Annotated in this window: 24 protein-coding genes; 8 read left to right on the top strand and 16 right to left on the bottom strand. The window is 67.9% G+C overall.

The features are described from left to right. Positions 1-164 precede the first annotated feature (164 nt). From ASF57_RS08600 to ASF57_RS25545, 4 genes are all read right to left on the bottom strand, one after another. Entirely contained in the window at positions 165-845 is a 681-nt protein-coding gene (locus tag ASF57_RS08600) for a TonB family protein (RefSeq protein ID WP_244476871.1), read from the bottom strand. A 203-nt stretch (positions 846-1048) separates the two neighbouring features. Beyond that, complete coding sequence (exbD, locus tag ASF57_RS08595; RefSeq protein ID WP_056481979.1) at positions 1049-1486, bottom strand: TonB system transport protein ExbD; 438 nt, start codon at positions 1484-1486, stop codon at positions 1049-1051. A 4-nt stretch (positions 1487-1490) separates the two neighbouring features. After that, positions 1491-2213 (bottom strand): tonB-system energizer ExbB, encoded by a 723-nt coding sequence (gene exbB / locus ASF57_RS08590; protein ID WP_244476870.1) that lies wholly within the window; start codon positions 2211-2213, stop codon positions 1491-1493. A gap of 305 nt (positions 2214-2518) precedes the next feature. Further along, on the bottom strand, positions 2519-2854 hold the full coding sequence (locus ASF57_RS25545) for a hypothetical protein (protein ID WP_056481976.1): 336 nt from the start codon (positions 2852-2854) through the stop codon (positions 2519-2521). A 446-nt stretch (positions 2855-3300) separates the two neighbouring features. Between ASF57_RS25545 and ASF57_RS08575 the strand changes: the two genes are divergently transcribed. Both ASF57_RS08575 and ASF57_RS08570 read left to right on the top strand, forming a co-directional pair. Next, positions 3301-3591: a TonB-dependent receptor gene (locus tag ASF57_RS08575; RefSeq protein WP_244476869.1), complete on the top strand. Its 291-nt coding sequence runs from the start codon at positions 3301-3303 to the stop codon at positions 3589-3591. A 90-nt stretch (positions 3592-3681) separates the two neighbouring features. Then, a complete protein-coding gene (locus ASF57_RS08570; protein ID WP_056481966.1) occupies positions 3682-3960 on the top strand; it encodes a hypothetical protein in 279 nt (92 codons plus the stop codon). A gap of 221 nt (positions 3961-4181) precedes the next feature. On the opposite strand, the gene ASF57_RS08565 is transcribed toward ASF57_RS08570, so the two are convergent. Beyond that, the gene (locus ASF57_RS08565; protein ID WP_082503780.1) at positions 4182-4868 is read right to left on the bottom strand and encodes a sugar transferase; all 687 of its coding nucleotides are present in this window, start codon (positions 4866-4868) and stop codon (positions 4182-4184) included. Positions 4869-5731: 863 nt separating this feature from the next. On the opposite strand from ASF57_RS08565, the gene ASF57_RS08560 reads away from it, so the two are divergent. Continuing rightward, positions 5732-6457, top strand: a complete 726-nt coding sequence (locus ASF57_RS08560; protein WP_056481963.1) for an SDR family NAD(P)-dependent oxidoreductase — start codon at positions 5732-5734, stop codon at positions 6455-6457. A gap of 43 nt (positions 6458-6500) precedes the next feature. On the opposite strand, the gene ASF57_RS08555 is transcribed toward ASF57_RS08560, so the two are convergent. From ASF57_RS08555 to ASF57_RS08545, 3 genes are all read right to left on the bottom strand, one after another. Next, a complete protein-coding gene (locus ASF57_RS08555; RefSeq protein WP_056481959.1) occupies positions 6501-6884 on the bottom strand; it encodes a response regulator in 384 nt (127 codons plus the stop codon). Between the two features lie 107 nt (positions 6885-6991). Further along, the gene (locus ASF57_RS08550) at positions 6992-7714 is read right to left on the bottom strand and encodes a response regulator (RefSeq protein ID WP_082503779.1); all 723 of its coding nucleotides are present in this window, start codon (positions 7712-7714) and stop codon (positions 6992-6994) included. Then, positions 7711-9681 (bottom strand): ATP-binding protein, encoded by a 1971-nt coding sequence (locus ASF57_RS08545; RefSeq protein WP_244476868.1) that lies wholly within the window; start codon positions 9679-9681, stop codon positions 7711-7713. Before ASF57_RS08545 ends, ASF57_RS08550 begins: the two co-directional genes overlap by 4 nt. 428 nt (positions 9682-10109) lie before the next feature. Between ASF57_RS08545 and ASF57_RS08540 the strand changes: the two genes are divergently transcribed. Next, entirely contained in the window at positions 10110-11813 is a 1704-nt protein-coding gene (locus tag ASF57_RS08540) for an FAD-dependent oxidoreductase (RefSeq protein WP_244476867.1), read from the top strand. Between the two features lie 11 nt (positions 11814-11824). Here the strand turns inward: ASF57_RS08540 and ASF57_RS08535 are convergent, their stop codons facing one another. Together ASF57_RS08535 and ASF57_RS08530 are read right to left on the bottom strand one after the other, a co-directional pair. Beyond that, positions 11825-12025: a hypothetical protein gene (locus tag ASF57_RS08535; protein WP_056481950.1), complete on the bottom strand. Its 201-nt coding sequence runs from the start codon at positions 12023-12025 to the stop codon at positions 11825-11827. 51 nt (positions 12026-12076) lie between these two features. Next, positions 12077-12325, bottom strand: a complete 249-nt coding sequence (locus ASF57_RS08530) for a hypothetical protein (RefSeq protein WP_056481947.1) — start codon at positions 12323-12325, stop codon at positions 12077-12079. Between the two features lie 426 nt (positions 12326-12751). Here ASF57_RS08530 and ASF57_RS08525 point away from each other — a divergent pair, with 426 nt between their 5' ends. After that, positions 12752-15178 (top strand): MASE4 domain-containing protein, encoded by a 2427-nt coding sequence (locus ASF57_RS08525; RefSeq protein WP_056481944.1) that lies wholly within the window; start codon positions 12752-12754, stop codon positions 15176-15178. 36 nt (positions 15179-15214) lie between these two features. On the opposite strand, the gene ASF57_RS08520 is transcribed toward ASF57_RS08525, so the two are convergent. After that, complete coding sequence (locus ASF57_RS08520) at positions 15215-16441, bottom strand: acyl-CoA dehydrogenase family protein (RefSeq protein WP_056481942.1); 1227 nt, start codon at positions 16439-16441, stop codon at positions 15215-15217. A gap of 348 nt (positions 16442-16789) precedes the next feature. On the opposite strand from ASF57_RS08520, the gene ASF57_RS08515 reads away from it, so the two are divergent. The 3 genes from ASF57_RS08515 to ASF57_RS08505 are packed head-to-tail and all read left to right on the top strand — an operon-like array spanning position 16790 to position 21414. Beyond that, positions 16790-19177 (top strand): ATP-binding protein, encoded by a 2388-nt coding sequence (locus ASF57_RS08515; RefSeq protein WP_156376051.1) that lies wholly within the window; start codon positions 16790-16792, stop codon positions 19175-19177. Positions 19178-19180: 3 nt separating this feature from the next. Further along, entirely contained in the window at positions 19181-19645 is a 465-nt protein-coding gene (locus ASF57_RS08510; protein WP_056184535.1) for a response regulator, read from the top strand. Continuing rightward, on the top strand, positions 19627-21414 hold the full coding sequence (locus ASF57_RS08505; protein ID WP_082503776.1) for a hybrid sensor histidine kinase/response regulator: 1788 nt from the start codon (positions 19627-19629) through the stop codon (positions 21412-21414). The genes ASF57_RS08510 and ASF57_RS08505 overlap by 19 nt, the downstream gene beginning before the upstream one ends. 194 nt (positions 21415-21608) lie before the next feature. Here ASF57_RS08505 and ASF57_RS08500 read toward each other — a convergent pair whose 3' ends face one another. The 5 genes from ASF57_RS08500 to ASF57_RS08485 form a co-directional block, all read right to left on the bottom strand. Next, on the bottom strand, positions 21609-23207 hold the full coding sequence (locus tag ASF57_RS08500) for a mechanosensitive ion channel domain-containing protein (RefSeq protein ID WP_056481939.1): 1599 nt from the start codon (positions 23205-23207) through the stop codon (positions 21609-21611). Positions 23208-23223: 16 nt separating this feature from the next. Further along, positions 23224-24114 (bottom strand): DUF3365 domain-containing protein, encoded by an 891-nt coding sequence (locus tag ASF57_RS08495; RefSeq protein WP_056481936.1) that lies wholly within the window; start codon positions 24112-24114, stop codon positions 23224-23226. A gap of 254 nt (positions 24115-24368) precedes the next feature. Beyond that, a complete protein-coding gene (locus tag ASF57_RS25540; RefSeq protein WP_156376021.1) occupies positions 24369-24611 on the bottom strand; it encodes a hypothetical protein in 243 nt (80 codons plus the stop codon). Positions 24612-24694: 83 nt separating this feature from the next. Further along, positions 24695-25600 carry an NmrA family NAD(P)-binding protein gene (locus tag ASF57_RS08490; RefSeq protein WP_056481933.1) on the bottom strand — a complete coding sequence of 302 codons (906 nt, stop codon included), beginning with the start codon at positions 25598-25600 and terminating at the stop codon, positions 24695-24697. A gap of 140 nt (positions 25601-25740) precedes the next feature. Continuing rightward, positions 25741-26472 (bottom strand): MIP/aquaporin family protein, encoded by a 732-nt coding sequence (locus tag ASF57_RS08485; RefSeq protein ID WP_056184544.1) that lies wholly within the window; start codon positions 26470-26472, stop codon positions 25741-25743. Positions 26473-26490 lie beyond the last annotated feature (18 nt).

Below are 26490 nucleotides of genomic sequence, written 5' to 3'. Positions count from 1 at the left end.
CGAAACCGAGACGGCTGCGTCCGGCGTCGCTGCGGTTGTCGGGAGGTTGGACGGATGCGAAGGCATTGCTGCTCGTTTCTGGCTCGGGATCTTGTGCTGCTCGGGGTTTTTCTAACGACGTCCGGCGGACGATCGGATCCTGGTTCCGGAAAACCACCGGTTCGCTACCGGCGGCTGAAGTTGAGCGGGATCGTCTGCGTCATCGCCTGACCGCCGGGCGGTGGCGGGAAAGGCGCTGCCCGATACATCACGGCAACCGCCTCGGCATCGAGGGCCGCATTGCCGGACGACGCGATAAGACGGGCCGCTGTCACGCTGCCGTTGGCCGCGAACGTGACGCTCACCACTGCCACCCCAACCGCACCGGCAGCCGCGGGCGGAAAGCGCTTGGCACGGACAATCCGGGCCCGCATCTCGTTCTGCCACGTCGCGCGCGACGCTTGGCTGATTGCGGAGCCTGCGGCAGAGGCAGCGGTCCGATTCGCATTCTGCTGGTCCGACTTCGGACCACCGCCACTCCGGGATGCCGGGCTTGGTTCAGGCTTCTTGTGAACGGGGTGTTTCGGAACCGGCTTCTTCCGAGGCTGCGGTTTTTCGGGATGCTTCTTCTCCGGCGGCTTTTGCTGCGGCGGGCTGACCTCCTTCGGGACCTCGGGTGGAAGTACGGCCTGCGACACGACCTGAGGCGGGGGCGGCGGCGCTGCAAGAGCTGCCGGCGGATCGGGCGGCGGGGGCTCGTCGGGCGTTTCCGGCTGCGTCTCCTGCGCATCCGGGGCCACAGGGCCATCCTTGGCGTTGTCGAGATCGGACTTCGCGACGGTGGGCTCGGGCGACATATCGATCATGATCGCCGCCGGTTGTTCCGGCGGAACGGACGGCGTTTCGGATTGGTAGGTCAAAGCGAGGTAGAGACCGACATGGGCGGCGAGCGTCAGGAAAACGGCGACCGCCCAGCCGAGGACCCGGACAGCCGAGGATCTCTCGGATCTTTCCAGCTCCCAGCGACGCTGCTCGATGGCCTGAAGGAAGGCTTCGGGCGGCGGATGCATCATGGCTGCGCTCCGCCGGCCATTTCCTCCAGCCCAACCAGGCCGACCTTCAGGTAGCCCGCTCCGCGCAACAGGTTCATCACCTGCATCAGTTCGCCATAGGGCACGCCCTTGTCGGCACGCAGGAAGATTCGCTCTTCCTTGTTGCCTTTGGTCGCCCCGTCGAGAGCGGCGCCGAGATCGGCCCGGGCCAGCGTGTCTTCACCCACGGTGACGGAGAGATCGGATTTGATGCTGACGTAGACCGGTTTGTCAGGCCGCGGCTGCTGTTGAGCCGACGACGTCGGCAGTTCCACGGGGACGCTGACGGTCGAGAGCGGCGCCGCCACCATGAAGATGATCATCAGCACCAAGATCACATCAATGAAGGGCGTGATGTTGATCTCGGCGTTTTCGACGAGATCGCCGCCGTCGTTCGATCCCAGATTGACGGCCATGCGCCTACTCCGCCGCCAGGCGAAGGTCGGACGGGCGGCTGTAGGTCACCCGCTCGCGACCATCGAGATCACGCGACAGGTGGCGCATGGTCAGCGCAACGGCATCGCCGACCAGGGCGCGGTAGCCGGTGATGGAGCGGGTCAGCGCGTTGTAGATCACGACCGCGGGAATCGCCGCGACCAACCCGATGCCGGTGGCCAGCAATGCTTCGGCGATGCCAGGCGCCACCACCGCAAGAGAGGTGGTGTTCGAGTTGGCGATGCCGATGAAGCTGCCCATGATGCCCCAGACCGTACCGAACAGGCCGACGAACGGACCGATCGAACCGATCGTCGCCAGGATCCCGGTGCCGGACGCCATCCGCTTGCCAACCATGGCCTCGATCCTGACCAGCGCCATGGCGGCCCGCTCCTTGATACCTTCGCTGGGTAACCCCTGAGACAGGGCGACCTCCCCCTCGATCTCCACCAGAAGAAGCGCTCCGACGCCGCGGCGGACCGAATCGTTTGCCTCTGCCAGATTCGCCACCGACCGGAGTGCCTTGAGGCTGGTGCGGATCTCGCGCTTGGCGAAGTGTAGGCTCAGCGTCTTCACCAAGAGGATGGCCCAGGTCACCACCGAAGCCAGTAGAAGGGTTACCATGACGGCCCGCACGACCATGTCCGCGTGCAGGAACATCCCCATCGGCGAGAGATCGTGGGCAGCCTCGGTCGCTTTGTCTGTCACCGGGAGCTGTGCGCTCGTTGCCACGGGCAGGGCCGGCACGGTCGCACCAGCCGGAGATGGCGGTACGGCTGCGGTGGGATTGATCGTGCCCGCAACGGTTGCCGCGGGTGCCTCAGCGTCCTGCGCTACCGCCGGGGCGGTGATGGCGACAGTCCCGATCAAAATCAGGCCTGTGATTGTCAGGACAACTCCACGCCGCAGACACATCGTCCAGCCGGAATCCTGCAAGGCCGTCATCACTGTCATCGCACTCAACCTTCGTTGCGGTCACCGTGGTTCGTCGAAGGGTCTGTGGGACGACGCGCTCAATCTGCCACGGCTTTCCCGCATTTTTCGAATTGCCGGCCTTTGTCCGGGCGCCAGATGTTTGCTGCTTCGCAGGAGTACAGGTCTCGGAGCGCCCCGGCGTTGAGGAAAGCCTGGGCTGAAGCAAAGGGTGATCCCGGTTCCTTCCGAAGGCGGCGATTGCCAATGACCCAGACGAAGAAGCCCTCAACGACGCAGCGGTCCGAATGGGCGGCGAAGCCCAACCGATCAGAGCTTTTATCCACGATGCCTCCGGCGATGATCGGGGCGGTTGCGAGTCGTTGAGCTGCGTGGCCGGCATCTGCGAAGACTTTGGCCACGCGCGTCCAGTCCATGCACTGGGAGCAGTCCCCGGGTGTCAAATCCATTCTCGGCTCGAGGGAGGGGCAATTTTCGCGGTTCGTCCCGCAAGCTTCGAGGGCGTTTGAGGCCGAGCCCTACGCTGTGCAAGGTCGTGGAACGGCGACCCTGACAGACCTGGAGGCAGACCTGCGCGATTGTTTGGTCCCGGCATTGGGTGAAGCAGGTTTGACGGAAAACGGCTGGGCTCGGTGGTTCCTTGCTGCTGGCTTCGTAGGGCGTGAGGCCACGGTGGGTCTTGAGACGGTCGTGGACCTCTTACGAGATCGGCGAGATCGGATACGTGGCTGCGAGATCGAGGGGACGATCCAGCGCAAGACCAGGATTCACCCGCTGAACTCGGTCAGGGCGCTGAACGTGGGTCACGATGCCGGCCTGCCTTCGCGCGGTTTGTGGGCGTCCGAGCCGGATACTCAGCATCGTGAGATCGAACTGGCTCGAGAATACCGTGCAGACCGATGATGTTTTCGGCGTCGGCCTGCGCTACATCGGCGATACCTTCGCGGACGCCCAGAATACGATCCGGGTGCCGGACTACGTCCTCACCGATGCTTCGATCCGCTACACCTATGACAGCTGGCGCTTCCAGGTTGCAGCCAACAATCTGTTCGACCGGGTCTATGTCGGGACCTGCGCGCTGCTCGCCGGCTGTACCGGCTGCAACTACGGTGATGGCCGCCGCATTACGGGCTCCGTGACCACTCGCTGGTAGATGTCGCCGCAGGCTCGAAGCGCCCAAGCTCCAGGCCAGCATGAACCGATCCGTCGCGCGCGCGGTTGGCGCGCGAAAGGAGGAAGGTTCATGGCCACGAAGATTGTGCTGATCAAGGCTGCGCTTGCCTTGGTTCTGCCGCTCGCCATCATCGGGACGCGATTGGCGCGAGCGGAAAGCCCGGCTCAGACCGGGACGGGCGGTGGAGCCCTGTCCACCACGACCGCACCCAACACGTCGAGCGTCGGGCGGACCAAGCCCCCGGGCAGTACCGCGGGGCCTGAGATGTCCGGCGAACCGGAACGCCGCACGCCGCAGCAGAAGAAGGATTCGGAGATCACCAGCGGGATCTGCAACGGCTGCAATTGAAACACCCGAGCAACATCGAACGCTCAAGCTTGTCGTGCCGTCCCCTGCCCGCCCCCATGCGAGGGATGGCCGGCGAACCGGGTTCGCGTCCCTCGTTCACGCGGCCCGGTTCGCCGTTCCGTCATCGTCCAAGGCGGGATGGCGAGGGGTATGGAACATCCGATCGCGCGGATGAGACATCTCGCGCAGATGAGATGTCGGCGCGATCGGGCGTGGCGCGCTTAGCGGCTTCCGCGCTGGGCGAGCACGGCCGGGACCGTGCGGACCAGGATCGAAAGATCGCGTGAGAACGACCAGTCCAGGGCGTAGGCAAGGTCCATCTCGACCCGCTCGGCATAGGAGCAGTTGCTGCGACCGGAGACCTGCCACAGTCCGGTGACGCCGGGCGTGACCGAGAAGCAGGTTTGGAAGGCGGCGCCATAACGGGCAACCTCTGCCTGCACGATGGGCCGGGGACCGACCAAGCTCATCTCGCCCTTCAGAACGTTGATCAGCTGGGGCAACTCGTCGAGGCTGGTCTTGCGGAGTATATGACCGAGCGGGGTGATCCGCGGATCGTTCGTGAGCTTGTGGGTTGCGTCCCATTCCGCACGTGCAGAGCGGCTTTGCGCAAGATGCTCCTGAAGCAGGGCATCACCATTGGCCATCATCGACCGGATCTTGAGGCAATCGAAGGTCCGTCCGCCAAGGCCGATGCGGCGGTGACGGAAGATGGGCGATTTACCATCTTGAGCCCAGACCGCGACCAGAAGAACGGCCATCAGCGGAAGCAGAAGGAACAGGGTGATCAGGGCGATCGAGACATCCACACTGCGCTTTGCCGCCAAACCGATGTGACGAGACTGGGTCTGGCTGAGAGGAAACGCAAGGTTCGATTGTTCTGCCGCCACGTAATCATCCCGTTTCATATCGGTGTCCTTTCGAACAGCAGTTAATCAGATGTTGGCCAATTTCAGCGAAATTCGTGCCACATCGAATTTAGGAATTTCGCGCCATTTTTGGACGTTCGGGAGCGCTGTTGCGGGTGCCATAGCAGAAACACGCCGATGGCCGCACCATAAAAAAATACGTGCAGGCGTATTTTGGGACAGAGAGGCAATGTCAGAGCAGGTGATGAACAATGGTGCCACTTTTTATACCGAGACGGCTTACGATCGACAGTTTTGATTGACTGTTCGATTGCTTTCGATGGCCGAATCTCTGTTGTAACGATAATGGGTTAGAAGGGTGTCATTTGATCAAATGCGGCGCTGTCGGTGTGCTTGTTCATAGGCGTTGAGGGGAAATCGATTTTCTACGTACGATAACGAGAACGCAGTGTCAGACAAACGCGGCGAAATCCTGTCACGTCTCTCGTGATCTCCATCAACCTTGCCGCTCGTAGCGATCCACCCAGGCTGGAAGAGCCTGATGCTCAGCGAGGCTGAAGGACCGGATGGAAAGTGCCGGTTCCGCCCGCCGGGGCCTCGAACAAGCGTTGTGGGTTCCATCCCACGGGCTCCGGCACCACTAAATCCGGGCGTCGTGCGTTCCCCACCGAACTCACCGGACCCGCCGCGCGCGGCGCGGCCCGTTCGCGATGCCGAATACGATGAAACCGTGCAGAACCCGGGTGCGACGCCGAGGATGTACTCATTCATCTACCCTTGGAGCCTGTGCAGCCATAGCGTCTCACCAGCTCCCCGGACCTGCTCGAGACGCATCGGATTCCGCCCCGAAACGTCGAAGGTGTCCGAACGGTTCCAGCAAAATTGACAGGGTAAATGAAGCTATGGCCAGCGCTGTGGTGATCGGTGCCTCCGGGGGGCTCGGCCGCGCGCTCGTCGGCGCTCTCGCGCTGGGTGGGGAGCACGCTAGCGTCTTCGCCCTGTCCCGTGCGGGAGCCGCCCTGGGGGACGTCGTCCCCGAACCGGTCCGCTACGGCTGCGTGGATGTGACCAACGAGGCCTCGATTGCTGCCGCGGCCGAGCGCGTGGCGCGCTGCGGGCCGGTTGGGCTCGTCATCGTCGCCACGGGCCTCCTGCATCAGAGTGGACTGGTACCCGAGAAGGCGATCCGCACCCTCGACCCGGCCGCCATGGCGACGGTATTCGCCGTCAACACCATCGGTCCTGCCCTGGTGGCCAAGCACTTCCTGCCGCTGTTGCCCCGGAGCGGACGCAGCGTCTTCGCCGCCCTGTCGGCGCGGGTAGGGTCGATCGACGACAATCGCCTGGGCGGCTGGTACGCCTATCGTGCCTCGAAGGCGGCGCTGAACCAGATCCTCCGGACCCTGTCCATCGAGGCGAAGCGCACCCATCCCGACGCGATCGTGGCCGGCCTCCATCCCGGAACGGTGGCGACCGGCCTGTCCCGGCCGTTCCGGCCCGATGCCGGGGCTCCGGGTCTGTTCACGCCGGAGGCTAGCGCGGCCCACCTCCTGGCGGTGCTCGACGGGTTGAATCCCCCGGATTCGGGCGGCGTCTTTGCCTGGGACGGGCAACGGATTCCCGCCTGACTGGGGCGCGCGTCGCGGCGCCATTCCGTCCGGCAGGAGCGGCTCAGGTGGATCGGGTCCCGGTGTGCAGGGCGCGGTGCAGGGACCGGATGATCTCGGCCCCGTCGCAGGGCTTCTTGAGGAAGTCGCTGGCGCCGGCCGCCAGAAGGGTGTCGCGGAGGCGGTTGGTGGGGAACGCCGTCATGAAGATCACCGGCACGGTCGAGCCGCGGGCGAGCAGGCCCTGGTACAATTCCAGGCCCGACATTCCAGGCATCTGCACGTCGGTGAGGACGCAGTCGGGCACCGGCGCGTCGTGGCATTCGAGGAAGGCGCGGCCGGAGGTGTAGATGCGGGCGGTGTAGCCGAGGGAGCGAACCAGGCTTCCGGTGGCGATCCGCACCTCCTCGTCATCGTCCACGATGGCGATCACCGGCACTGCTGGCATGGCTTGACCCCGGGGTTTGCTGCCCGGTCACGGCGATCCGGAGGCGTTGGCCCATGCTCTGATATGGGCTTCGGCATCGCCGCTGGGAATCATACGGAGGTTTGCCGTCAGGCCGGGGGCTCGCCCTCCATCCTCGGGGACTGTCGCGGCGACAGCAATGACGCTCCCGGTCGATCTCGGCCCGGCGAGATGCCGAGGGCTTCCGCGCTGCGGACCAGATCGGCCAGCGACCGCGCCTTCATCTTGCGCATGACTTGGCCCCGATGGATCTTCACCGTGATCTCGCTGAGCCCGAGATTGCCCGCGACCTGCTTGTTGAGCAAACCGGCGGTGACCTGCGCCATCACTTCGCGCTCGCGCGGCGTCAAGGTCGCGTAATCGCCTTTCAGGCCGTCCAGGGCCGCGTGGGCGCTGCGCTGATGCGAATCGCGCGCGAGGGCGGCTGCGATTGCGTCGAGCAGGTCCTGCTCGCGGAAGGGCTTGGCCAGGAAATCCACCGCTCCGGCCTTCATCGCTCGCACCGACATCGGGATGTCGCCGTGCCCGGTCATCAGGATGATCGGCAGGTCGATCCCGAGCGCGCTTATCTGATCCTGGAAGTCGAGGCCGCTCACCCCCGGCAACCGGACGTCGACCACGAGGCAGCCCCCGCCCGGTGGGCGTGGCGCGGCGAGGAAATCCGTCACCGAGCCGAAGCTGAGGCAGGGCAGGTCGACCGAGCGCAGGAGGCCCGAGAGTGCGCCCCGGAGATCGCTGTCGTCGTCCACCACGAACACCGTGGGGGGCGCGGCCGTAGGGCGGGCGGGTTCCGTTGCGCCGTTGCGTCTCATGAACGCCTCCCGGGCGTCGTGGGGATCGTGAAGTGGAAGGCGGCGCCTGGCCCCTCGTGGCCGGAGACCCAGAGGCGACCGCCATGGGCCTCGATGGTCGAGCGGCAGATCGCCAGCCCCATGCCCATCCCGTCGGGCTTGGTGGTGAAGAAGGGTCGGAACACCTGCTCGACGACCTCATCCGGGATGCCCGCGCCATTGTCCGCCACGGTGACGCGGACCGCCGCCGCGTCCGCTGCGACTCGGAGGATGAGACGACGGGGACGGTCGTCGACCGTCGCCATGGCCTGCACGGCATTGATCATCAGGTTGATCAGCACCTGCTGCACCTGCACCCGGTCGCCCAGGATGGCGGGCAGGTCGGATGCCAGCTCTCGCATCAGGCGCACGCCGCTGCGCGCCAATTCACGCTCCAGCAACTGGGCCGATTCATCGATCATCTCGCGCAGGTCGATCCAGTCGCGCGGGGGCGGTGCCTTGGCCAGGAAGGTGCGGATGCGGGACACGATCTCGCCCGCGCGCGTCCCGCTTGCCACGACCCGGCGCAGGGCCGATGCGGCTTCCATCAGGTCTGGAACATCCCGTCGAAGCCAGCGCAGGGCCGCCTCGGCATTGGTGACGATCGCCGCCAGGGGCTGGTTCACCTCGTGGGCGATCGAGGCAGTCAGTTCGCCGAGCGTGGTGACGCGCGCGGCGTGAGCCAGCTCGGCCTGGACGGCGAGGAGTGCTTCCTGGGCTTGCTTGCGCTCGGTGATGTCGACCGCGAAGACCAGCACGCACTCGAACCCGCCGGGCTCGGAGGGGAAGGTGATGCCGAACAGGATCGGCACCCGTGCGCCCGACAGCGTCCGGATCGCCGTCTCGCCCTCGAAGAACGCGTCGCCGCGCGCGAGTGCGGCCAGGGAAGCGGCGAAGGTCGGCTCGTCGTCGGGCAGGTACGCGTCGAGGGTGCGGGGGGGCGCCGCTTCCTCCCCGGCTCCGATCAGGCGCCGCATCTCCGCGTTCGCCTCGACGATGGTGACGCTGCGGCGCAGGGTGCGAACCATCTCGGGATGCCCGTCGAGATAGGTCCCGAGCGTTGCGCGCGTCTCGGCCGGGAGCGCATCGAGGGCCGCCCGGACCGCTCGCCAATCCTGCTGCAGGATCGAGACCCGCGCGCTGTCGAAGATGGTGCGGTAGCGACGCTCGCTCTGCACCAGGGCTGCGTGTGCGCGGCGGCGCTCCGTGATGTCGGTATTGGTCTCCAGGATCGCGACCGGCTCGCCGCGCGCATCGCGCTGGAGCGACCAGCGGCTCTCGACCACCACCTTGGCCCCCGACCGGACGGACTGGACCAGCTCGCCCTCCCATCGCCCGGTTCGCATCAATTCGGCCCGGATCGCCGCCTCCCCGTCCGGGAAGACGGTGCGCAGCAGCGCGTGGACCCGCCGGCCCCGAACCTCGTCCCGGCGCCAGCCGTAGAGATCCTCCGCCGCCCGGTTCCAGAACGTCGCGATCCCGCTCGGCGCGCGCACGAAGATCGGGTCGTGGGTGAGTTCGAGCAGTTCGGCCTGCTCGGCCAGGATGGTGGCGGTCGCCTGGTTGCGCAGCACCAGCAGAGTGCTCACCCCGATCGCCGCGAGGCTGACGAACGCGCGCAGCAATGCGGAATCGCGGTCGAGCGGGTCGTGCGACAGCAGGTAGGCCACCGCCGTCAGCATCAGGCAGCCGATCGCCACCCGGATGACGCCATTCCGCTCGAAGGCCCGCGCCGCCATCAGCACGACGACGACGTAGAGGACGGCCACCGCCCCCTCCAGCGGGGTGAACGCATCGATGAGGAACAGCGCCGCCGCACAGCCGAGCGCGAGCGCGCCGAGGCCTCTCAGGCGTCCGCGGCCTTCGTCGCCGGTGCCGAGAGCGGATGGACCGGCTACGAGGCGCGCGTCCATCGAAACTTCGCGCGCCTGCTTGGGACGAGCGTGCATCTCCGTCGGCTCGGGACGGCCGACGACAGCCGGGCTCGACGCACAACCTTCACGGCACACGCCTCCGCGCCCTTCGGCGCGCCGCCTCTCGGGTCTGCGTCCGCATGCGTTCGCTCCGTTCCTCCCGGGCTTGCCGGGACCGGCAGCCGACCCCCTGTCCTCGATCCTGACAGGACTGCGAATCTTGCATGTTCCGCTTGCAGATTGGACGATCCAATCCCTGTGTCCGGGCGCGTTCCGCGTCGGATCACCCCACGCCTCGATGGGGGCGGCTCCGTACAAAACGACGCGCGATCGGACAAGCGCGACGCGACGCCGTCGTCCAGCCTCGCTCGCACCGACCCGGCGGGACGGCGCGCGGATCAGGCGTGGCCCGAGCGCCCCACCGGATCTAAAATACCGCGTTCGAAGACACGGAGTGCGCTGACGTGACCGACACGAATTCGGCGCCCCAAGATTCGGCGCCCCAAGATTCGGCGCCTACGAATGTGGCACCGGACGCCGGGGGCGACGATCGCTCCGCGCAGACCTTTCCCCACCTGATCGCGGAAATGGCGCAGCGGGTGGCCGCCTATGGCACCGAGGAGATCCTTGCGGCCGGGACGCTGCTGTTCTCGCGCGGCCAGCGCAGCGTGGACTTCTTCCTGGTCCTCTCGGGTCAGGTCGACATGTTCGAGACCGATCATGCGGGGGCCGCCACAGTGTTCACCGTGCACACCGCCCGCCAGTTCACCGGCGAGCTCGATCTGCTCAACGATCGCGAGATCCTGGTTTCGGGCCGGGCCGCCGTGGAGACGCGGGTGGTCCGCATCCCGCGCAGCGACTTCCGCCGCCTGGTGACGGCGGAGCCAGATATCGGCGAGATCATCATGCGGGCGTTCATCCTGCGCCGGGTCGGACTGATCCGGCACGGACGGGGTGGCGTGGTGCTGATCGGCCTTGGCCATCACCGTGAAACGTTGCGTCTCGAACGCTTCCTCGTTCGCAACGCCTATCCCCACCGCATTCTCGACATCGCCCTCGACCCCGAGGCCCGGCACGCCCTCCAGGGGTTCGGCCTCACGGCAGCCGACCTGCCGGTGGTGATCGCCCCGGGCGAGGCCGTGCTGCGCAATCCCTCGAACGCGGCCCTGGCGGATGCGCTCGGCCTGACCGAAGCCCTCGACCCGGGCCGCATCTACGACGTGGCGGTGATCGGCGCCGGTCCGGCGGGCCTCGCGGCCGCCGTCTATGCTGCCTCAGAGGGACTCGACACCATCGTGATCGAGGGGATGGCCCCGGGCGGGCAGGCCGGGACCTCCTCGAAAATCGAAAACTATCTGGGTTTTCCCACCGGCATCTCGGGCCAGGCGCTCGCCGGTCGGGCCCAGGTCCAGGCGCAGAAATTCGGGGCGCGGCTCGCGATCTCCCGCATGGCGGCGCAGCTCGATTGCGGCGGTTCGGCCTTCCGGGTGGTCCTGGAGGACGGCGGAAGCGTTCCGGTCCGTGCGGTCATCGCTGCCACGGGGGCGCGCTATCGCCGGCTGGACTTGCCGCGCTACGCCCATTTCGAGGGCCAGGGCATTCATTACGCCGCCACGGCCATGGAGGCGCAGCTCTGTACGGGCGCCGAGGTGATCGTGGTCGGCGGCGGGAACTCGGCCGGTCAGGCCGCGATGTTCCTGTCCCGCACCGTGGCGCACGTCCATCTCCTGGTGCGGGCGGACGGGCTGGCCGCCACCATGTCGGACTATCTCGTGCGTCGGATCGCGTCGTCGCCGCGCATAACCCTGCATACCCGGACCGAGATCGAGGCGCTGCACGGCGACGATACGCTGACGTCGGTGACGTGGCGCGCCCGGTCGACCGGCCTCGGCGAGACCCGGCCGATCGGGAACATCTTTGTCATGATCGGCGCGGTGCCGAACACCGGATGGCTGGCGGAGTGCCTCGCCCTCGATCCGAAGGGCTTCGTGCCGACGGGGATGAACCGGGACGGGCTACCGGCCACGTCGCCCTACGCCACCGTCGTGCCCGGCCTCTACGCCGTCGGCGACGTCCGGGCGGGCTCGGTGAAGCGGGTCGCCTCCGGCGTCGGCGAGGGCTCGGTGGTTGTCCAGGCGGTCCACGCCTTCCTACATCCGGATCCCTGACTCGCTTCCCGTCACGGGTGGGTGCGCAGGAGGCCGTGATGGCGGCGCGGGGCGCCCTCCCCCCGATCCTGTGTCGCCGGGGTTCGGGCGGTCTGGCCCCCCGGTGCCCCGGCGGCGGCGAGTCCCGCCGGGGGTGTGTAGGTCTGGGCGAAGGGTGCCGTCGACCCGAGGGCCAGGGCGGCTGCGAGGAAGGGCCGGACGAGCAGGTTCATGGTCGGTCTCCCTGGAGATGCCGCGCGGCGGCGGGCCGGACTGGACGGGAGTCAGAAGGCGGGGCCGCCGGACGTCGTGCCGAAATTCGGGACCGCATGATTGGTCTCGTCGGCGTTGCCGCCCTTGGCCGAGCTGTCGAGGCTCCGGCCGGCCTGCGGCGCCCTGTCGGTCGGGAGCGAACCGGTCGTGGCGATATCGGCGCCCTGAAGGGTGGCGACCGGGTGATGCATGGGCGTCGCGAAGGCGGGGACGACGAGGCCGAGCTGGAGAACCGCGAGGGTGGCGAGCTGCTTGATCATGGGATGTCTCCGGTTGGATGGTGGTTCCGAGGGCGATCCGTGGACTGAACACTTCGTGTCGCCAGTCCTCGGTTCGTGATCACATCTTAGCCAACCCGGAGAGGCATGATATTATACAGCGGATCATCGCTGTGATCCCTTGGGTCGACGCCATTATACCAAGGTTTGTATATCAAGTATTCGTCTTTTCAGATTCCGCCTCGAAACATGCATGAAACGCGATTCGTGGTCGGTGGGGATCTGCGCCATGGCTTTCGCCCCGTAGCAACAGCCTGTCGCCGCTTAGCAACAGCGTGTCCTTTTACAAATCATCGACGCGCATCCGGGGTCGCCCGGACCGTGTGCGGCCAAGCTCATCGGTGGTACACCAGCTTTGGTCCTGTCGGCCGGGCGATTCGCCTGCGACGTGTGCCCAGGAAGCAGACCGTGCCGAAAAACGCTGGTATTTCAGGCCTCTCGACCTTCGCGGATGCCGGACCGACGCGCCTCCAGACCCGATTCGCGGCGGTCGTCTCTCTGGCTTTCGGTGTCCTGACCCTCGCGCTCCTGCCCATCGCGGCCGATCCCATCGGGGCGATGCCGGGCTTCGTTCCCAGTTATCAGGCTGCGCTGATCACGGTCTACGCCGTCACCACATGCCTGTTCTTCGCGCAGTTCAGGCGGACCCGCTCGGTGCCGCTCCTGGTACTGGCTGCCGGCAGCCTCTGCACCACCGAGATCGTCGCGATACAGCTCCTGACCTTTCCGGGCCTGTTCGGCCCGGGGCGCATCATCGGGTCCGGTCCCGGCACCACGACCTGGCTCTGGACCCTGTGGCATCTCGCGCCGCCGCTCTTCGCCCTTCCGTATGCGATCATGGAGGGCGATCAGCGCCCGCGCGCCGTGCCGAGCCATCGCGTCGCCCGGGTCGGCGGCCTAACAGCCCTGGCGGTGACGGCCGTCGTCGCCGCGCTGACCTGGATCATCACCGACTATGTCGATTACCTGCCGCGCAGCGTCGAGGGCGACAAGTACTGGCTTCTGACAACCTCCGGCATCGGCCCCGGAGTCGTTGTCCTGACCGTTGCGGCGCTGGCCACCCTGTGCTGGACGACGCGCCTGCGCAGCGTGCTCCAGCTCTGGCTCGCGGTTTCGCTGCTGCTCCTCGTGCTCGACAACCTGATCACCCTCGTGGGGGCGGCGCGCGGCACGGTGGGCTGGATCGCCGGGCGGCTCGAGGCCCTGATGGCCGGGATCATCGTCCTCGGGGTCTATCTGCGCGAGGTCGACATTCTGTACGGCGCGGCCGAATCGGCGGCCGAGGCGAGCGAGCGCCAGCGGGCGGAACTCGAGATCGCACGCGACAACTTCGCGGTGGCGCTTGAGGCCGCCGACATGGGTGACTGGACCCTCGATCTCGCTACCGGACAGGCCCGGCGCACCCTGCGCCACGACCGCATCTTCGGCTACGACAGTCTCTTGCCGCGCTGGGGCCTCGCCGACTTCATCGGCCATGTGGTGACCGAGGACCGCGCCCTGGTGGAGGCCGCCCTGGCACGGGCCGAGGATGAGTCCACGCTCTGCTTCCAGTGCCGGATCACCCGAGCCGGCGATGGCGCCGAGCGCTGGATCGACGTGCGCGGCCGCCTCTATCGCGGCGCCGACGGCCGTCCCGCCACCCTGGCGGGGGTGGTCATCGACACCACCGATCGGCGCGAGGCCGAGCAGCGCCTGAATCAGTCGCAGAAGATGGAGGCGATCGGCCAACTCACCGGCGGTGTCGCCCACGACTTCAACAACCTCCTGACGGTGATCGTCGGCAATCTCGACATGATCGTGCGCCGACCGGACAACGCGCAGCGCGTCGAGCGCCTCGCGACCTCGGCGATGACCGCGGCGCGACGCGGGGCCGAGGTCACCGAGAAACTGCTATCGTTCTCGCGGCGGCAGGTGCTGCGGCCCGAGACCGTGAATCCCAACCATCTGCTGAAGGACTTCCAGGGCCTGCTTCAGCGCGCGGTCGGCGAGACCGTGGCTCTGATCCTCGACCTCGACGCGGCTCTCGATCCGGTCCGCCTCGATCCCGGCCAGTTCGAGAGCGCCATCCTCAACCTCGCGGTCAATGCGCGCGATGCCATGCCGGGCGGTGGCACCCTGACGATCCGGACCCAGAACCTCGCCGTGACGCCGGAGCGCCGCGGCGCCCTGTCCGACCTGACGCCGGGAAACTATGTCCGCGTTTGCGTCATCGATACCGGCCTCGGCATGGATGCGGCCACAGCCGCGCGGGTGTTCGAGCCGTTCTTCACCACCAAGGATGTCGGAAAGGGCACCGGCCTCGGCCTGAGCCAGGTCTACGGTTTCGCCCGCCAGGGCGGCGGTCAGGTCCGCGTCACGAGCGCGCCCGGCCAGGGCACCACCATCACCATCGACCTGCCGCGCTCGGCCGAGCCCGCAATCGCGAGCCTGCGCACCGACGCACTCCTGCCTCTGCGCCGGGCGGTGGAGGGCGAGGTCGTTCTGGTGGTCGAGGACGAGGCGGCCGTTCTGGAGATGGCGGTCGAGAGCCTGTCCGAACTCGGCTACCGCACCCTCACCGCCACGCATGCGGCCGAGGCGCTGGACCGCCTGAAGGGGCCGGAGCGGATCGACATCCTGTTCTCGGACGTGGTGATGCCGGGTGGCATGAACGGGGTTGAACTCGCCACCCATGCCCGGACGCTGCGTTCCGGCCTGCGGGTGCTGCTCGCCTCCGGCTATACCGGCTCGGCGCTCGGCGAGCAGGGTGTCCCCGTGGACTTGCCGCTCCTCAACAAGCCGTATCGGCGCGAGGATCTCGCCGACAAGCTACGTCTGGTGATGGGCGGGCGCTGACACCCGTCGGGGTTCGTCAGCGCCGCGTCACGCGTGTCAGGGCTTGGGCAGCATCCGGTCGCTGATGATGCGTCGCTGGATTTCGCTGGTGCCCTCGAAGATCGTGGTCAGCCGCGCGTCGCGCCAGTAGCGCTCGACCCGGCGCTCCGTGGTGTAGCCGTTGCCGCCATGGAGCTGCATCGCCTGGTTGGTCACCCGCACGGCCATCTCGGTACAGACGAGTTTGACCATCGCCGATTCGCTCTCCGCCGGTTCGCCGGCATCGAGCAGATGCGCGACCTGGTTCCAGAAGGCGCGTGCTTGCGCGATATCGGCCGCCATGTCGGCGAGCGCGAAGCGCAGGGCCTGGAAATCGCCGATCGGGTGACCGAACTGCTCACGCTCCTGCAGGTAGGCCTGGGTGTCCTTCAGCGCCGCCCGGGCGACGCCGACCGCGCGGGCCGCCGTGTGCACCCGCGCGATGTTGAGGCCGCGCTGGACCGAGGCGAAGCCACCCGAATCCGCATCCGCGCCCTGGTCTCCGTAGAGCCCGGTCAGACGGTCGCTCTCCGGCACCCGCACGCCGTCGAGATCGAGTTCGAAGGTCAGGAAGCCGTGATATCCGATCTTGTCGATCACCCGTCCGGTCATCCCGGGCGGGAAGGTCCCGGGCTCCTTGACCACCAGGAAAGGCTCCAAACCGGCCGAGCGCGGCTCGCCGGGCTCCGGGTCGCGGGTACGGGCCAGAACCTCGACGAAGTCCGCCGCCTTGGCGAAGCCCGCCCAGCGCTTGGTTCCCGTGAGGACCCAGGTGTCGCCGTCGCGCACCGCCCGGGTCTGCACGCCGGCCAGATCGGAGCCCGCCGTCGGCTCGGACAGCGCGATGCTGCCGATCCACTGACCCCGGGCGGATTTCTCGAGGAGGCTCCGGCGCCGCTCCGGATCGAGAGTCTGGGTGCCGAGACCCTGGCCGCGAGCCAGGATGCTGCCGACCGAGAGCCAGGCGCGGGCCAGTTCCTCGGATACCAGGCAGTACTCGAACACCCCGAGGCCGAGGCCGCCCTGCTCGGCCGGAATGGTGATGCCGAACCAGCCCTTGGCCGCCATCCGGTCGATGAGGGTCCGCGGCATCTCCGCCTTCTGCGGGTCGAGTTCGTCGGCCAGTGGCATGACGACGTCTCTGGCGAAGGCCCGCGCCTCCGCCTGGAGCGCCGCGCGCGCCTCGGTGCGCCACGGCGGCAGCAGGTCCGGCGGAGAAGGGTCCACGCGATCGGGCTTGGCCATCCTGTTCCCCCCTCGGTTGCATGGGTTCGACCGGTCCCCGTCTTCCGGGTTCCTGCCGGGTTCCTGCCTTCTGTGCGGGGAAGCTAGAGCGATCCGGTCCGATGTCGACCGCTGGCGCAGGCCTCCCGGTCGCCGGGGGCCGGGCCCGCCGATGAGGCGGGGGGAGCGAGGCCCTGCGGATCGTGGTTCGTACGGCTCACGGATAGGCCGGATTACGCGATGCGACGGATCGCGCAATGTTATGTACCCGACACAACGGAGTGCGTTGCGCCTGCCGGCCGATCCGCGTAGGCACCGCATTCCGGGTCGGCACGGCGGGGCTGTCAGCAGGGAGCGAATGTCTTGAGCCTGACCTTAGAATCGCCACCGGCCGAGGCCCTGACGGCCTGCGACCGAGAGCCGATTCACCGGCTCGGGACGATCCAGCCTCACGGGTTCCTCATCGCTTTCCGGATTGCCGACGGTCGGATCGTCGAGGCGAGCGCCAATGTGCCGGGCGGGATCGAACGGGTGCTCGGACGCCGCTTCGCCGAAGTCTTCCCGAGCCTGGACGGGCTTCTGCCGCGGGATTTTGGCGAGAGCGCGCGCGACGGCGCGCAATATCTGCGCACCGTGACGCTGGAAACACCCGAAGGTCTCGGGGCCTACGATCTCGCGGTTCATTGTCCGGGCGATTTGGGTTCGGGCGATCCTGCTGCGGGCGATCCTGCTGCGAGCGATCTTGCCGTCCTCGAATTCGAGGCGGTCCCGAACGCGCTCGCCTCCGAGCACAGCCTGGACGCGCTCTATCCGCGCCTCAGCCGCTTCGTCGAGGGCCTGCACGAGGCCGCCTCGGTGGCGGAGCTGTGCGATCTCGTGGCGGTCGACATCCGCCACATCACGGGCTTCGACCGAACCCTGGTCTACCGGTTCGATCGCGACTGGCACGGTACCGTCATCGCCGAGGACGGGAACGGCGCCCTGCCCTCCTATCTCGACCTGCGCTTCCCCGCGACCGACATTCCGGCCCAGGCGCGGGAACTCTACCGTCGCAATCGCCTGCGGATCATCCCGGATGCGGGCTATCGGCCGGTGCCGATCCTGCGGGAGGCCGCGCTCGCCGACGCTGAGCCCCTCGACCTCAGCCAGTCGATCCTGCGCAGCGTCTCGCCGGTGCATGTCGAATATATGCGCAACATGGGCACGATGGCCTCGATGTCGGTGTCGATCCTGGTCGACGGTGCGCTCTGGGGCCTGATCTCCTGCCACAATCGCGAGGCCCGCCGGGTGCCTCTTCAGGCCCGCAACGCCTGCGACTTCCTCACCCGCATCTTCGCGCTGCAGCTCGCCGCCAAGGAGCGCGGTGCCGAGGCCGAGCAGCGCCTGCGGCTGGGGGCGATCCAGGCCCAGCTGCTGGGCTATATGGCGGAGGAGGAGAACTTCGTCGACGGCCTGCTGCAGCATCCCGACGACGTGCTGGCCCTGGCCGGCGCCTCCGGAGCGGCGGTGATCACCTCCGACAGCTGCCGGCTGATTGGGGCGACCCCGCAGGAACCCGAGGTTCGGGCGATCTACCAGTGGTTGTCCAGCGGCCCCGGCGGTGCGGATCTCGTCGTCACCGACTTCCTCGGCGAGGCCTATCCTCCGGCGCGGGCCTTCGCCGCGCGGGCAAGCGGCCTCCTGGCGATCTCGATCTCGCAGAAATACGCCAGCTACGTGTTGTGGTTCAGGCCGGAGGTGGTGCGCACCGTCAAGTGGGGCGGTGATCCCACCAAGGCGGCGGTGCCTGATCCGGCCGGTGGGCCGCAGCGCCTGCACCCGCGCAAATCCTTCGAGACCTGGAAAGAGACGCTGCAGGGCCGCTCCCTGCCCTGGTCCCGTGCCGAGACCGACGCAGTGAAGGATCTTCGGACCTCCGTGCTCGGCATCGTGCTGCGCCGGGCGGAGGAACTCGCCTCCCTCAGCGAGGAACTGCAGCGCTCCAATAAGGAGCTGGAGGCGTTCTCCTACTCGGTCAGCCACGATCTGCGCGCGCCCTTCCGGCACATCGTCGGCTATTCGGAGCTGCTGCGCTCGCGCGAGGGCAGCCGCCTGTCCGAGAAGGGCCGGCACTACATCGACACCATCGTGGAGGCCGCTTTCTCGGCCGGCACCCTGGTGGACAACCTGTTGCGCTTCTCGCAGATGGGCCGCAACGCCCTGAACCCGGTCACGGGCGACCTCAATGCCCTGGTCGAAGAGGTTCGCCGCTCGACCCTGCGGGACGCCGGACCGGACCGGACCATCCATTGGACGGTGGGGCCGCTCGGCCGGGTCCATGCCGACCCGGTGATGCTGCGCCTCGTCATCGAGAATCTGCTTTCGAACGCCATCAAGTACACCCGGCACCGGGCCGAGGCGACGATCGAGATCGGGCGCCTCGAGGCGCCGACGACCGGCCTCGATCCGGAAGGCGCCCCCTCCGGTCAGGCGGTGTTCTTCGTCCGCGACAACGGCGTCGGGTTCGACATGGCCTATGTCGGCAAGCTGTTCGGCGTGTTCCAGCGCCTTCACCGGGTCGAAGAGTTCGAGGGGACTGGCATCGGCCTTGCCAACGTCCGCCGCATCGTCGAGCGCCACGGCGGCCGCACCTGGGCCGAGGGTGCGGTGGATGCTGGCGCGACTTTCTACTTCACCCTTCCGACACCGACTCCGGTCCCCAATCCGAATGCCGGGGGCAGGTCCCGTTCGCCGAGGAATTCGAGGGAAGCACGCTGAGCCATGGCGGACCTGAAGCCGATCCTCCTCGTCGAGGACAATCCCAACGACATCGAACTCACCCTCGCGGCGCTGGAGAAGAGCCAGCTCGCCAATGAGATCGTCATCTGTCGCGACGGTGCCGAGGCCCTGGATTTTCTGTACCGCCGCGGCGCCTACGAGATGCGGGACAGCCGTGATCCTGCGGTGGTGCTTCTCGACCTCAAGCTGCCGAAGGTGGACGGCCTGGAGGTCCTGGCCCAGGTCAAGGGCGATATCCGAACCCGCGCGATCCCGGTGGTGATGCTCACATCCTCGCGCGAGGAGACTGATCTGGTGCGGTCCTACGATCTCGGCGTGAACGCTTTCGTGGTCAAGCCTGTTGGGTTCACGGAATTCTTCGAGGCGATCCAGGATCTCGGCGTGTTCTGGGCGGTGCTGAACGAGCCGCCGCCGCACCGTGGAGGAGGATGGCCATCGAACACGTGACGCAGCGTGATCCGGATCGGGAGATGCAGGACGGCTTCGGATCGGAGCCGTTGAGAATCCTTCTCCTGGAAGACAGCGACCTCGACACGGAACTGCTCGGCGCGGTGCTCGACGATCTGGGCCACCCCTACGACCTCGACCGGGTGATGACCGCGGCCGACTTCACCACTGCGGCCGACCGGTGCGAGCACCACCTCATCCTGGCCGATTACGTGTTGCCGACCTTCGACGGCCTCAGCGCCCTGGCGATCGCCCGCGCCCGCTGCCCCGGAATCCCGTTCGTGTTCGTATCCGGGACGCTCGGTGAGGATGTCGCTGTGGAGGCCCTGAAGCGCGGGGCCACCGATTACGTCACCAAACAGCGCCTCGACCGCCTGCCCCGCACCATCATGCGGGCGCTCGCCGAGGCGCGCGCCTATGCCGAGCGTGAGCGCGCCCTGCGCGACCTGCGCCACCTCAACGAGACCCTGGAGGCGCGGGTCGAGGCCCGGACCAGCGAACTCGCGGCCAGCAATGCCGAGCTGCATCGCCAGATCGTCGAGCGCGAGCGGGTCGAGGAAGCCCTGCGGCAGGCCCAACGCCTGGAGGCGGTCGGGCAGCTCACCAGCGGCGTTGCCCACGACTTCAACAATCTCCTCACGGTGATCTCCGGCAACATCGCCTTCCTGGAGCGGGTGGTGAACGACGAGCGCTCGCAGCGCCGCCTGACGATGATGCGCGGAGCCGCCGACCGGGGCGCTCGCCTCACCGCCCAGCTCCTCGCCTTCTCGCGGCGGCAGCGTCTCGAGCCGACGCCGGTGGAGCTGAACCAGACCGTCTCCTCCATGCGCGACCTGCTTCAGAGCTCGATCGGCGGGGCGGTACGGATCGAGATGACGCTGCAATCCGACCTGTGGTCGGCCCTCGTCGATGCGACGCAGATCGAACTCGTGATCCTGAATCTCGCGATCAACGCCCGCGATGCCATGGCGGTGGGCGGTTGCCTCACCATCGAGACCGCCAATGTCAGCCTGACCCCGGCTCCGACCCGCGCCGAGGAGCCGGCCCCCGGCGAGTACGTGATGCTGGCGGTGAGCGACACCGGCACCGGCATCGCCCCCGAGGTCCTGGCCCGAGTCTTCGAGCCGTTCTTCACCACAAAGGCGGTCGACAAGGGCTCGGGCCTCGGCCTCGCTCAGGTCTACGGCTTCGTCAAGCAGTCCGGCGGCGGCGTCCGCATCGACACTCGGCTTGGCGAGGGAACGTCCGTCCGGGTCTACCTTCCGCGTGCCGAGGGCGGGTCCGACGCCGCCGAGAGTCCGGCTCCGGGGATCGACTGCGCCGCGCAGCGCAGCGCAGGGGACCGGCCCGTGGTGCTGGTGGTCGACGACGACAGCGCGGTCCGCGAGGTCACCACCACCATCCTGTTCGAGGCCGGCTATCAGGTCCGCGAGGCGGGCTCCGGCCTCGCCGCCCTCGCCTCCCTGGAGGGGGATCCCTGCGTCGACCTGATCGTGCTCGACTTCGCCATGCCGGGCATGAACGGCGCCGAGGCGGCCTGCGAGATCCGGCGGCGCTGGCCGCACCTTCCGGTGATGTTCGTGACCGGCTACGCCGACACCACCGCCCTGATGCAGGCGGGCGAGGTCGGCGCCGACCGCATCGTCCAGAAGCCGTTCCAGGACGGCGAACTCCACCGCAAGGCGGCGGCGATCCTGGCCGGCAGGCCCGCCCCGGCGGCCCTGCGGCTCGTCTCGAGCCGCAACTCGGCCCGAAAGCCCATCCGGTAAGTCATCAGGCGCGTTCAAGCCTTCGGACGAGAATCATGACGGCTGCGGCGTAGAGGAATGCTTGAGCCGAGGCTGGGGTCGCTTCGAGGGCCGTCTCTCCGCCCGCGTATCTGCCGCGTATCGAAGATGGGACCACGGCGCGCGCGGCTCTTCGTGCCCACAATTTCCGCTCCGCGCACCCAGATCCGCGAGGTTCAGTGGATGTCCACCCTCGTCAGTGCATCGCCCTGCGACGCCGGGGCGTTCGCCGGCATCCCGTCCGGCGGGGCGATGCCGGGATCGATGGGCCGGCGCGCGAGATCGACATCGTGCGCGGCGAGATCGACATCGTGCGCGGCAAGATCGGCGTCGTGGGCGGCGAGATCGGCTGGTGTGATCACCGCGCGGTCGATGGCCTCGCCCAGGGCGGCGGCCGAGAGGTGCAGGATCTCGCAGCGACGGTTGCTCACGATCCGACCGTTGCCGGGCGTCGACGGCGCGAGCAGGCGCGCGAAGCCGATGCCGGCGCCGGGTTCGAGCCGGCGGGAGGTGTGGCGCGGCGCCTCGGCCAGGAAGACCTCCCGGTCGGGTTCGTCCTGGATATGGCTCGCCAGGGCGAGGTGCAGCAGGCGCGGGTCGTCGGTCCGCGTGGCATAGCCGTGCGCCAGGGCGTAAGCGTAAGGCCCGAGATGACGGGCGGCGCGCTCCCCGATGACGGCGAGGGGCGCTGCGGCCATCTGGACGGTGCCGTGCTCGTCCGGCCCGTCATCCAGCAGACGGGCGAGCTGAGCGCGTTCCGCGTCGAGGCGCGCCTCGCGTTCCTCGCGCGCCGAGCCGCGCAGGAGGAGGGCCGCGCCGCCTCCCAGGGCGATCTCTTCGCTGGGACCGTAGCTCCGGCGTTCGCCGAAGGGCAACAGGCGGGCGACGAGATCCTGGGCGAGGCGCGGCAAGGGGGCGACGAGGCGCCCGTCGTCCCGAGGCGGAACGCCCCAGCCCGCCATCGCAATGCCCTTGCGGGATAGGGCATACCAGAGGCGGACCTGCAGGTTCGAGGCGATGTTGCTCCGCTCCAGGCATTCCAGCGTGTAGTAGCGGGCGCCGTAGCGCAGGAAGCCGCGTTCCGGATCGGGACCCACCAGGACCGCCGAGGGCGGAAACTCCAGGTGGATCTTCGGCACACCGCTGCGGAGCACATCCTCGGTCACGGCCAGCACATCCATCGGCGGGACGTGGGAGCGGACCGCGAAGAAGACCGTGTGTCGGGACGGCTGCCCACCGGGGACGATCTCCACGGCATCCGTCGTCAGCCCGTTATTGGGCAGGACGATGCGGGTGTTGTTGCTCGTCCTGAGGAACACCGAGCGCCACTTGAGTGCGACGACCTCGCCCTCGATCGGGCCCTTGAAGATGTAGTCGCCGACCCGGAGCTGGCGTTCGAGTTCGAGAGAGAGCCCGGTGAAGAGGTTGCCAAGGGTCGCCTGGAGAGCCAGGCCGAGGATCAGGGTGACGACGGCCGAGGTCGCCAGCAGACTGGTGACGTTGAGACCCAGGGCGTAATGCAGCCATCCCAGCGCGGTCGCTGCATAGATCACCATGGCCAGCATGGTGTGCAGCCGGTCGGAATGACTCCCCAGACGCGCGCGCGCGGCGAGCAGGCGCAGGAGCGCCCGTTCGAGCAGCCGGGCCAAGGCGAGGGCGCTGAGACCCGTCGCGAGGGCGGGCAGGAGAGTCTTGGCGAGGCCGTCGTCGGGCGCCACCGTGAAGTCGAGCAGCCAGACGAGGGCCGCCAGCGCGATGAAGACGAGGGTGGACATGGGGCCGCCGGTTCCGTCAGGCGTCGGAGCGCGGGCGCGACGAGCGCGTCGCCGCGTCGAGGCTGGTCTTCAGCCGCGTGATGGAGCGTTCGAGATCGTGGAACTGCCCGTCGAGCTCCCGGCCGCGCCGCTGCGGCGCCGGCCCCAGGTTCAGGCTGACCGATTGGGCCACGCCGGTGATGGTCTCCAGCGGCCCCGTCACGTAGTGGCGCAGCAGCAGCAGGAAGATGGCCGTCGTCAGGACGAAGACGCAGACGAGGGACCCCACCGTGGTCAGGACCCCGTTGAGGGCGCGCGTCACGATCGGGCTCTTGGGGACCTCGACGAGCTGGATGCCGATCACATCCCCGAGTTGCCAGTTGAAGCCGTTGCCCGCCCCGTACTTGGCGACCATGGCGGCCGGTGCCGCCTCGGGGGTGGAGTGGCATTCCAGGCAGGCCGGGTCGGTCAGCCGCAGGGGCCGGCTCACATAGAAGCGTTTGACGGTCGCGGTCCCGGTCTCTCCCGAGAGCTCCGTCCGGGCCGGGTTCTCCTGGAACGCCCGGAACAGGCCGACCTCCCAATCGGCCGCGCGGTCGGCCGTGTTGGTCGGATTGAGCGACCGCTCGTGATAGCTGTAATCCGGAAATTCCTTCTGGAGCCCGGCCAGGGTCTTCTGCGCGCCGTAGGACGGCACCGATTGCGGATGGAAATGGACTTTGTCGTCGAGTTGCTTGATCAGCGGCGCCACCTCCTGCGCCGTGTAGCGGCGCACGGACAGGGCGATGGTGAGGAGAACGCTGGCCTTCTCCTGCATCTCCTCCTGCGCCTGGCGGAACTCGAGGGTGAAGGAGATGTAGCCCGCGATGCCCACGCCCAGGGCGAAGCAGAAGGCGAGGATCAGACCGAATCGAGCCTCGATGCGCATGCAAGCCCTGTTCAAAAAACGGCCCCGGGCCTGCGCGGCCACAACCGGGCCGGCGCCACACGGGGCCTTCGACACTGTGATTGCGCATCGAGCCTGTGCCGATGCCGCCTGGACGCGCCGGGAGAGCGACGCTGCAACATCCAATCACGTCATGTCGGATTAATGAACCCGGCCGGCCGAGATCCAGTAAAATTCAGTCTCGTGTGTCCGGCGCACCATGGTCAGCCGACACGGGATCGTGTCGTTCGCTGATGTTAAGTGAGGTTTTGAGGTTGGGCGGTCACGTGTCGCGCGATGGCTTCTTTCAGGATTGCGGCTTGCGAAGCAATGGTGTTTTGCTTGGCACAAAAGTCGAAGTCTTCGAAAATAATATTTCGAAACATGCCGGCGTTCATCCGGTAAGTCGTCAGGCGCGTCCAAGCTTTCGGACAAGGATTATGACGGCCGCGGCATGGAAGGCCTTGGCGGGGAATGGAAAACTCCGACGTGACAGGCACGACATCGGTCCGGTGTCATCCCGGCCCCTCGAGCCCGCACCACCCCTGATCGGAAGGGGTCCGAAGGGCCGACGCGAGGCCGATCAGAGACCCTGGGCCAGCACCGTGCGGGCGTCGGTCCAGGACACCGTCCCGTAGCGACCGTTGTCGAGCGGCGCCAGCTTGCCCCGCCCGCTCGCCATGTCGCGCAGGTACTGCATGCCCTGCCAGGCCGGAAAGACGGCGTCGCTTGCCGGGGTCAGAGCGCGCACCACGCGGATCAGCAGCCCGAGCCGACCGAGTCCCCCGGCCCGCCACAGCCCGAAGGGTCTGCCGGTCAGGTCGGACATGGTCGCGGCCAGTTCGCGGGCCGTCACCACGTCTCCGGCGATGCGCAGGAAGCGCGGCGCTGCGGGGTCGAGGGCGGCCGACGCGGTGTAGCGCGCGACGTCGTCCTTCGTGGTGAAGTCGAAGAGCTGGTCGGCATCGCCCCAGTACAGGACCTTGCGCGGCCGTTGCAGCACGATCGGGGCGTCCCCCGTCAGCAGGTCCGCGAAGGCCCCGTTGAGGATCGAGGTCGCACGGATCGGGGTTCGGTCGACCCGCGCCATGAAGGCGCGGCGCAGGTCGAGGTTGCGATTGTCGCCGGGCTGGGTTCCGGTGAAGTCGAGGGAGAAATCCGACGGAATGAAGCGCGGCACCCCGGCCGCCACCGCCGCGTCGAGCAGGCGCCCCTGGGCGTCGAGGATGACCGGCTCCAGGCCGTTGAGGGCGGAGACGACGCAGTCCGCGCCGCGACAGGCCGCCACGAGGGCGGCCGCATCCGCGTAGTCGACCGAGACCGCCGTCACGCCGGGCACGGGGACCGTGGAGCCGCTCCGCACCAGCGCCCGGACCTGGACGCCGCGGGCCACCAGAGCCGCTGCGATACGGCCGCCGAGATCGCCTCCGATCCCCGCGAGGGCGACGGTCTGCGCGTCGGCGGGAAGGTGTGACGGTGTGGAGATCATGGACGGCCGTAATGCTCCATCGGCGAAACCCGTTCCTGGCACGAGCCAGGACGCCGCTGCGCCTCAAGGTAGGGGCGGCGCCAGAAAATCCAGGCCGTTCAAGGAATCCAGGCCGTTCCAGAGATCCAGCCCGTCCCGCCTCAGAACCCGATCGCCAGCACGACCAGGGCGGCGAGCGTCGCCCCGATGGCCGGACCGGCGACGGGGATGAGCGCGTAACCCCAATCCGAGTCGCCCTTGCCGGCGATGGGCAGGATCGCGTGGGCGAGACGGGGACCGAGGTCGCGTGCCGGATTGATCGCGTAGCCCGTGGTTCCTCCGAGCGACAGGCCGATGCCCCACACCACCATACCGATCAGGTAGGGCGCGAGCCCCGTCGGAATGGAGCCCGCCGCGCCCACGCTTCGCGACAGCAGGGCGCCGACGATGAGGATCAGCAGGAAGGTCCCGACGATCTCGCTCACCCAGTTCGCGATGGGGTGGCGAATGGCAGGATCGGTGCAGAAGCAGGCCCGCTTCGCGCCCTGATCCGCGGTGACGGCCCAGTGCGGCAGGTAGTGCAGCCAGACCACGGTGGCCCCCAGGAAGGCGCCGATCATCTGGGCCGGCACGTAGGTGACGAGCGTGTCCCAGCGGCCCGAGGTGATGGCCGCCGCGAGGGTGACGGCCGGGTTGATCTGGGCATCCGGGCTGCCCGCTGCGGTCGCGACGAAGATGCCGGCCAGCACGGCGAAGGCCCATCCGGCGGTGATGGCGATCCAGCCGGCACCCTCCGCTTTCGAGCCGCGCAGGAGCGCGCCCGCCACCACCCCGTTGCCGAGGATGATCAGCACCATCGTGCCCAAGAGTTCGCCCAGGAATGGCGACGTCATGGCGTGTCCTCCGACGTG

It is taken from the genome of Methylobacterium sp. Leaf117 (assembly GCF_001422985.1).
Lineage (GTDB): Bacteria > Pseudomonadota > Alphaproteobacteria > Rhizobiales > Beijerinckiaceae > Methylobacterium.
The sequence above is the reverse complement of the archived record's forward strand: the minus strand, read 5'-3'. Positions and strand labels throughout refer to the sequence as shown.

Bases quoted from the DNA above. Each gene is read 5' to 3' on its own strand.
- ASF57_RS08600 (WP_244476871.1), bottom strand. From the start codon at position 845: ATGATCGATATGTCGCCCGAGCCCACCGTCGCGAAGTCCGATCTCGAC.
- exbD (WP_056481979.1), bottom strand. From the start codon at position 1,486: ATGGCCGTCAATCTGGGATCGAACGACGGCGGCGATCTCGTCGAAAAC.
- ASF57_RS25545 (WP_056481976.1), bottom strand. From the start codon at position 2,854: ATGGACTGGACGCGCGTGGCCAAAGTCTTCGCAGATGCCGGCCACGCA.
- ASF57_RS08570 (WP_056481966.1), top strand. From the start codon at position 3,682: ATGGCCACGAAGATTGTGCTGATCAAGGCTGCGCTTGCCTTGGTTCTG.
- ASF57_RS08565 (WP_082503780.1), bottom strand. From the start codon at position 4,868: ATGAAACGGGATGATTACGTGGCGGCAGAACAATCGAACCTTGCGTTT.
- ASF57_RS08560 (WP_056481963.1), top strand. From the start codon at position 5,732: ATGGCCAGCGCTGTGGTGATCGGTGCCTCCGGGGGGCTCGGCCGCGCG.
- ASF57_RS08555 (WP_056481959.1), bottom strand. From the start codon at position 6,884: ATGCCAGCAGTGCCGGTGATCGCCATCGTGGACGATGACGAGGAGGTG.
- ASF57_RS08550 (WP_082503779.1), bottom strand. From the start codon at position 7,714: ATGAGACGCAACGGCGCAACGGAACCCGCCCGCCCTACGGCCGCGCCC.
- ASF57_RS08545 (WP_244476868.1), bottom strand. From the start codon at position 9,681: ATGCACGCTCGTCCCAAGCAGGCGCGCGAAGTTTCGATGGACGCGCGC.
- ASF57_RS08535 (WP_056481950.1), bottom strand. From the start codon at position 12,025: ATGAACCTGCTCGTCCGGCCCTTCCTCGCAGCCGCCCTGGCCCTCGGG.
- ASF57_RS08530 (WP_056481947.1), bottom strand. From the start codon at position 12,325: ATGATCAAGCAGCTCGCCACCCTCGCGGTTCTCCAGCTCGGCCTCGTC.
- ASF57_RS08520 (WP_056481942.1), bottom strand. From the start codon at position 16,441: ATGGCCAAGCCCGATCGCGTGGACCCTTCTCCGCCGGACCTGCTGCCG.
- ASF57_RS08510 (WP_056184535.1), top strand. From the start codon at position 19,181: ATGGCGGACCTGAAGCCGATCCTCCTCGTCGAGGACAATCCCAACGAC.
- ASF57_RS08505 (WP_082503776.1), top strand. From the start codon at position 19,627: ATGGCCATCGAACACGTGACGCAGCGTGATCCGGATCGGGAGATGCAG.
- ASF57_RS08500 (WP_056481939.1), bottom strand. From the start codon at position 23,207: ATGTCCACCCTCGTCTTCATCGCGCTGGCGGCCCTCGTCTGGCTGCTC.
- ASF57_RS08495 (WP_056481936.1), bottom strand. From the start codon at position 24,114: ATGCGCATCGAGGCTCGATTCGGTCTGATCCTCGCCTTCTGCTTCGCC.
- ASF57_RS08490 (WP_056481933.1), bottom strand. From the start codon at position 25,600: ATGATCTCCACACCGTCACACCTTCCCGCCGACGCGCAGACCGTCGCC.
- ASF57_RS08485 (WP_056184544.1), bottom strand. From the start codon at position 26,472: ATGACGTCGCCATTCCTGGGCGAACTCTTGGGCACGATGGTGCTGATC.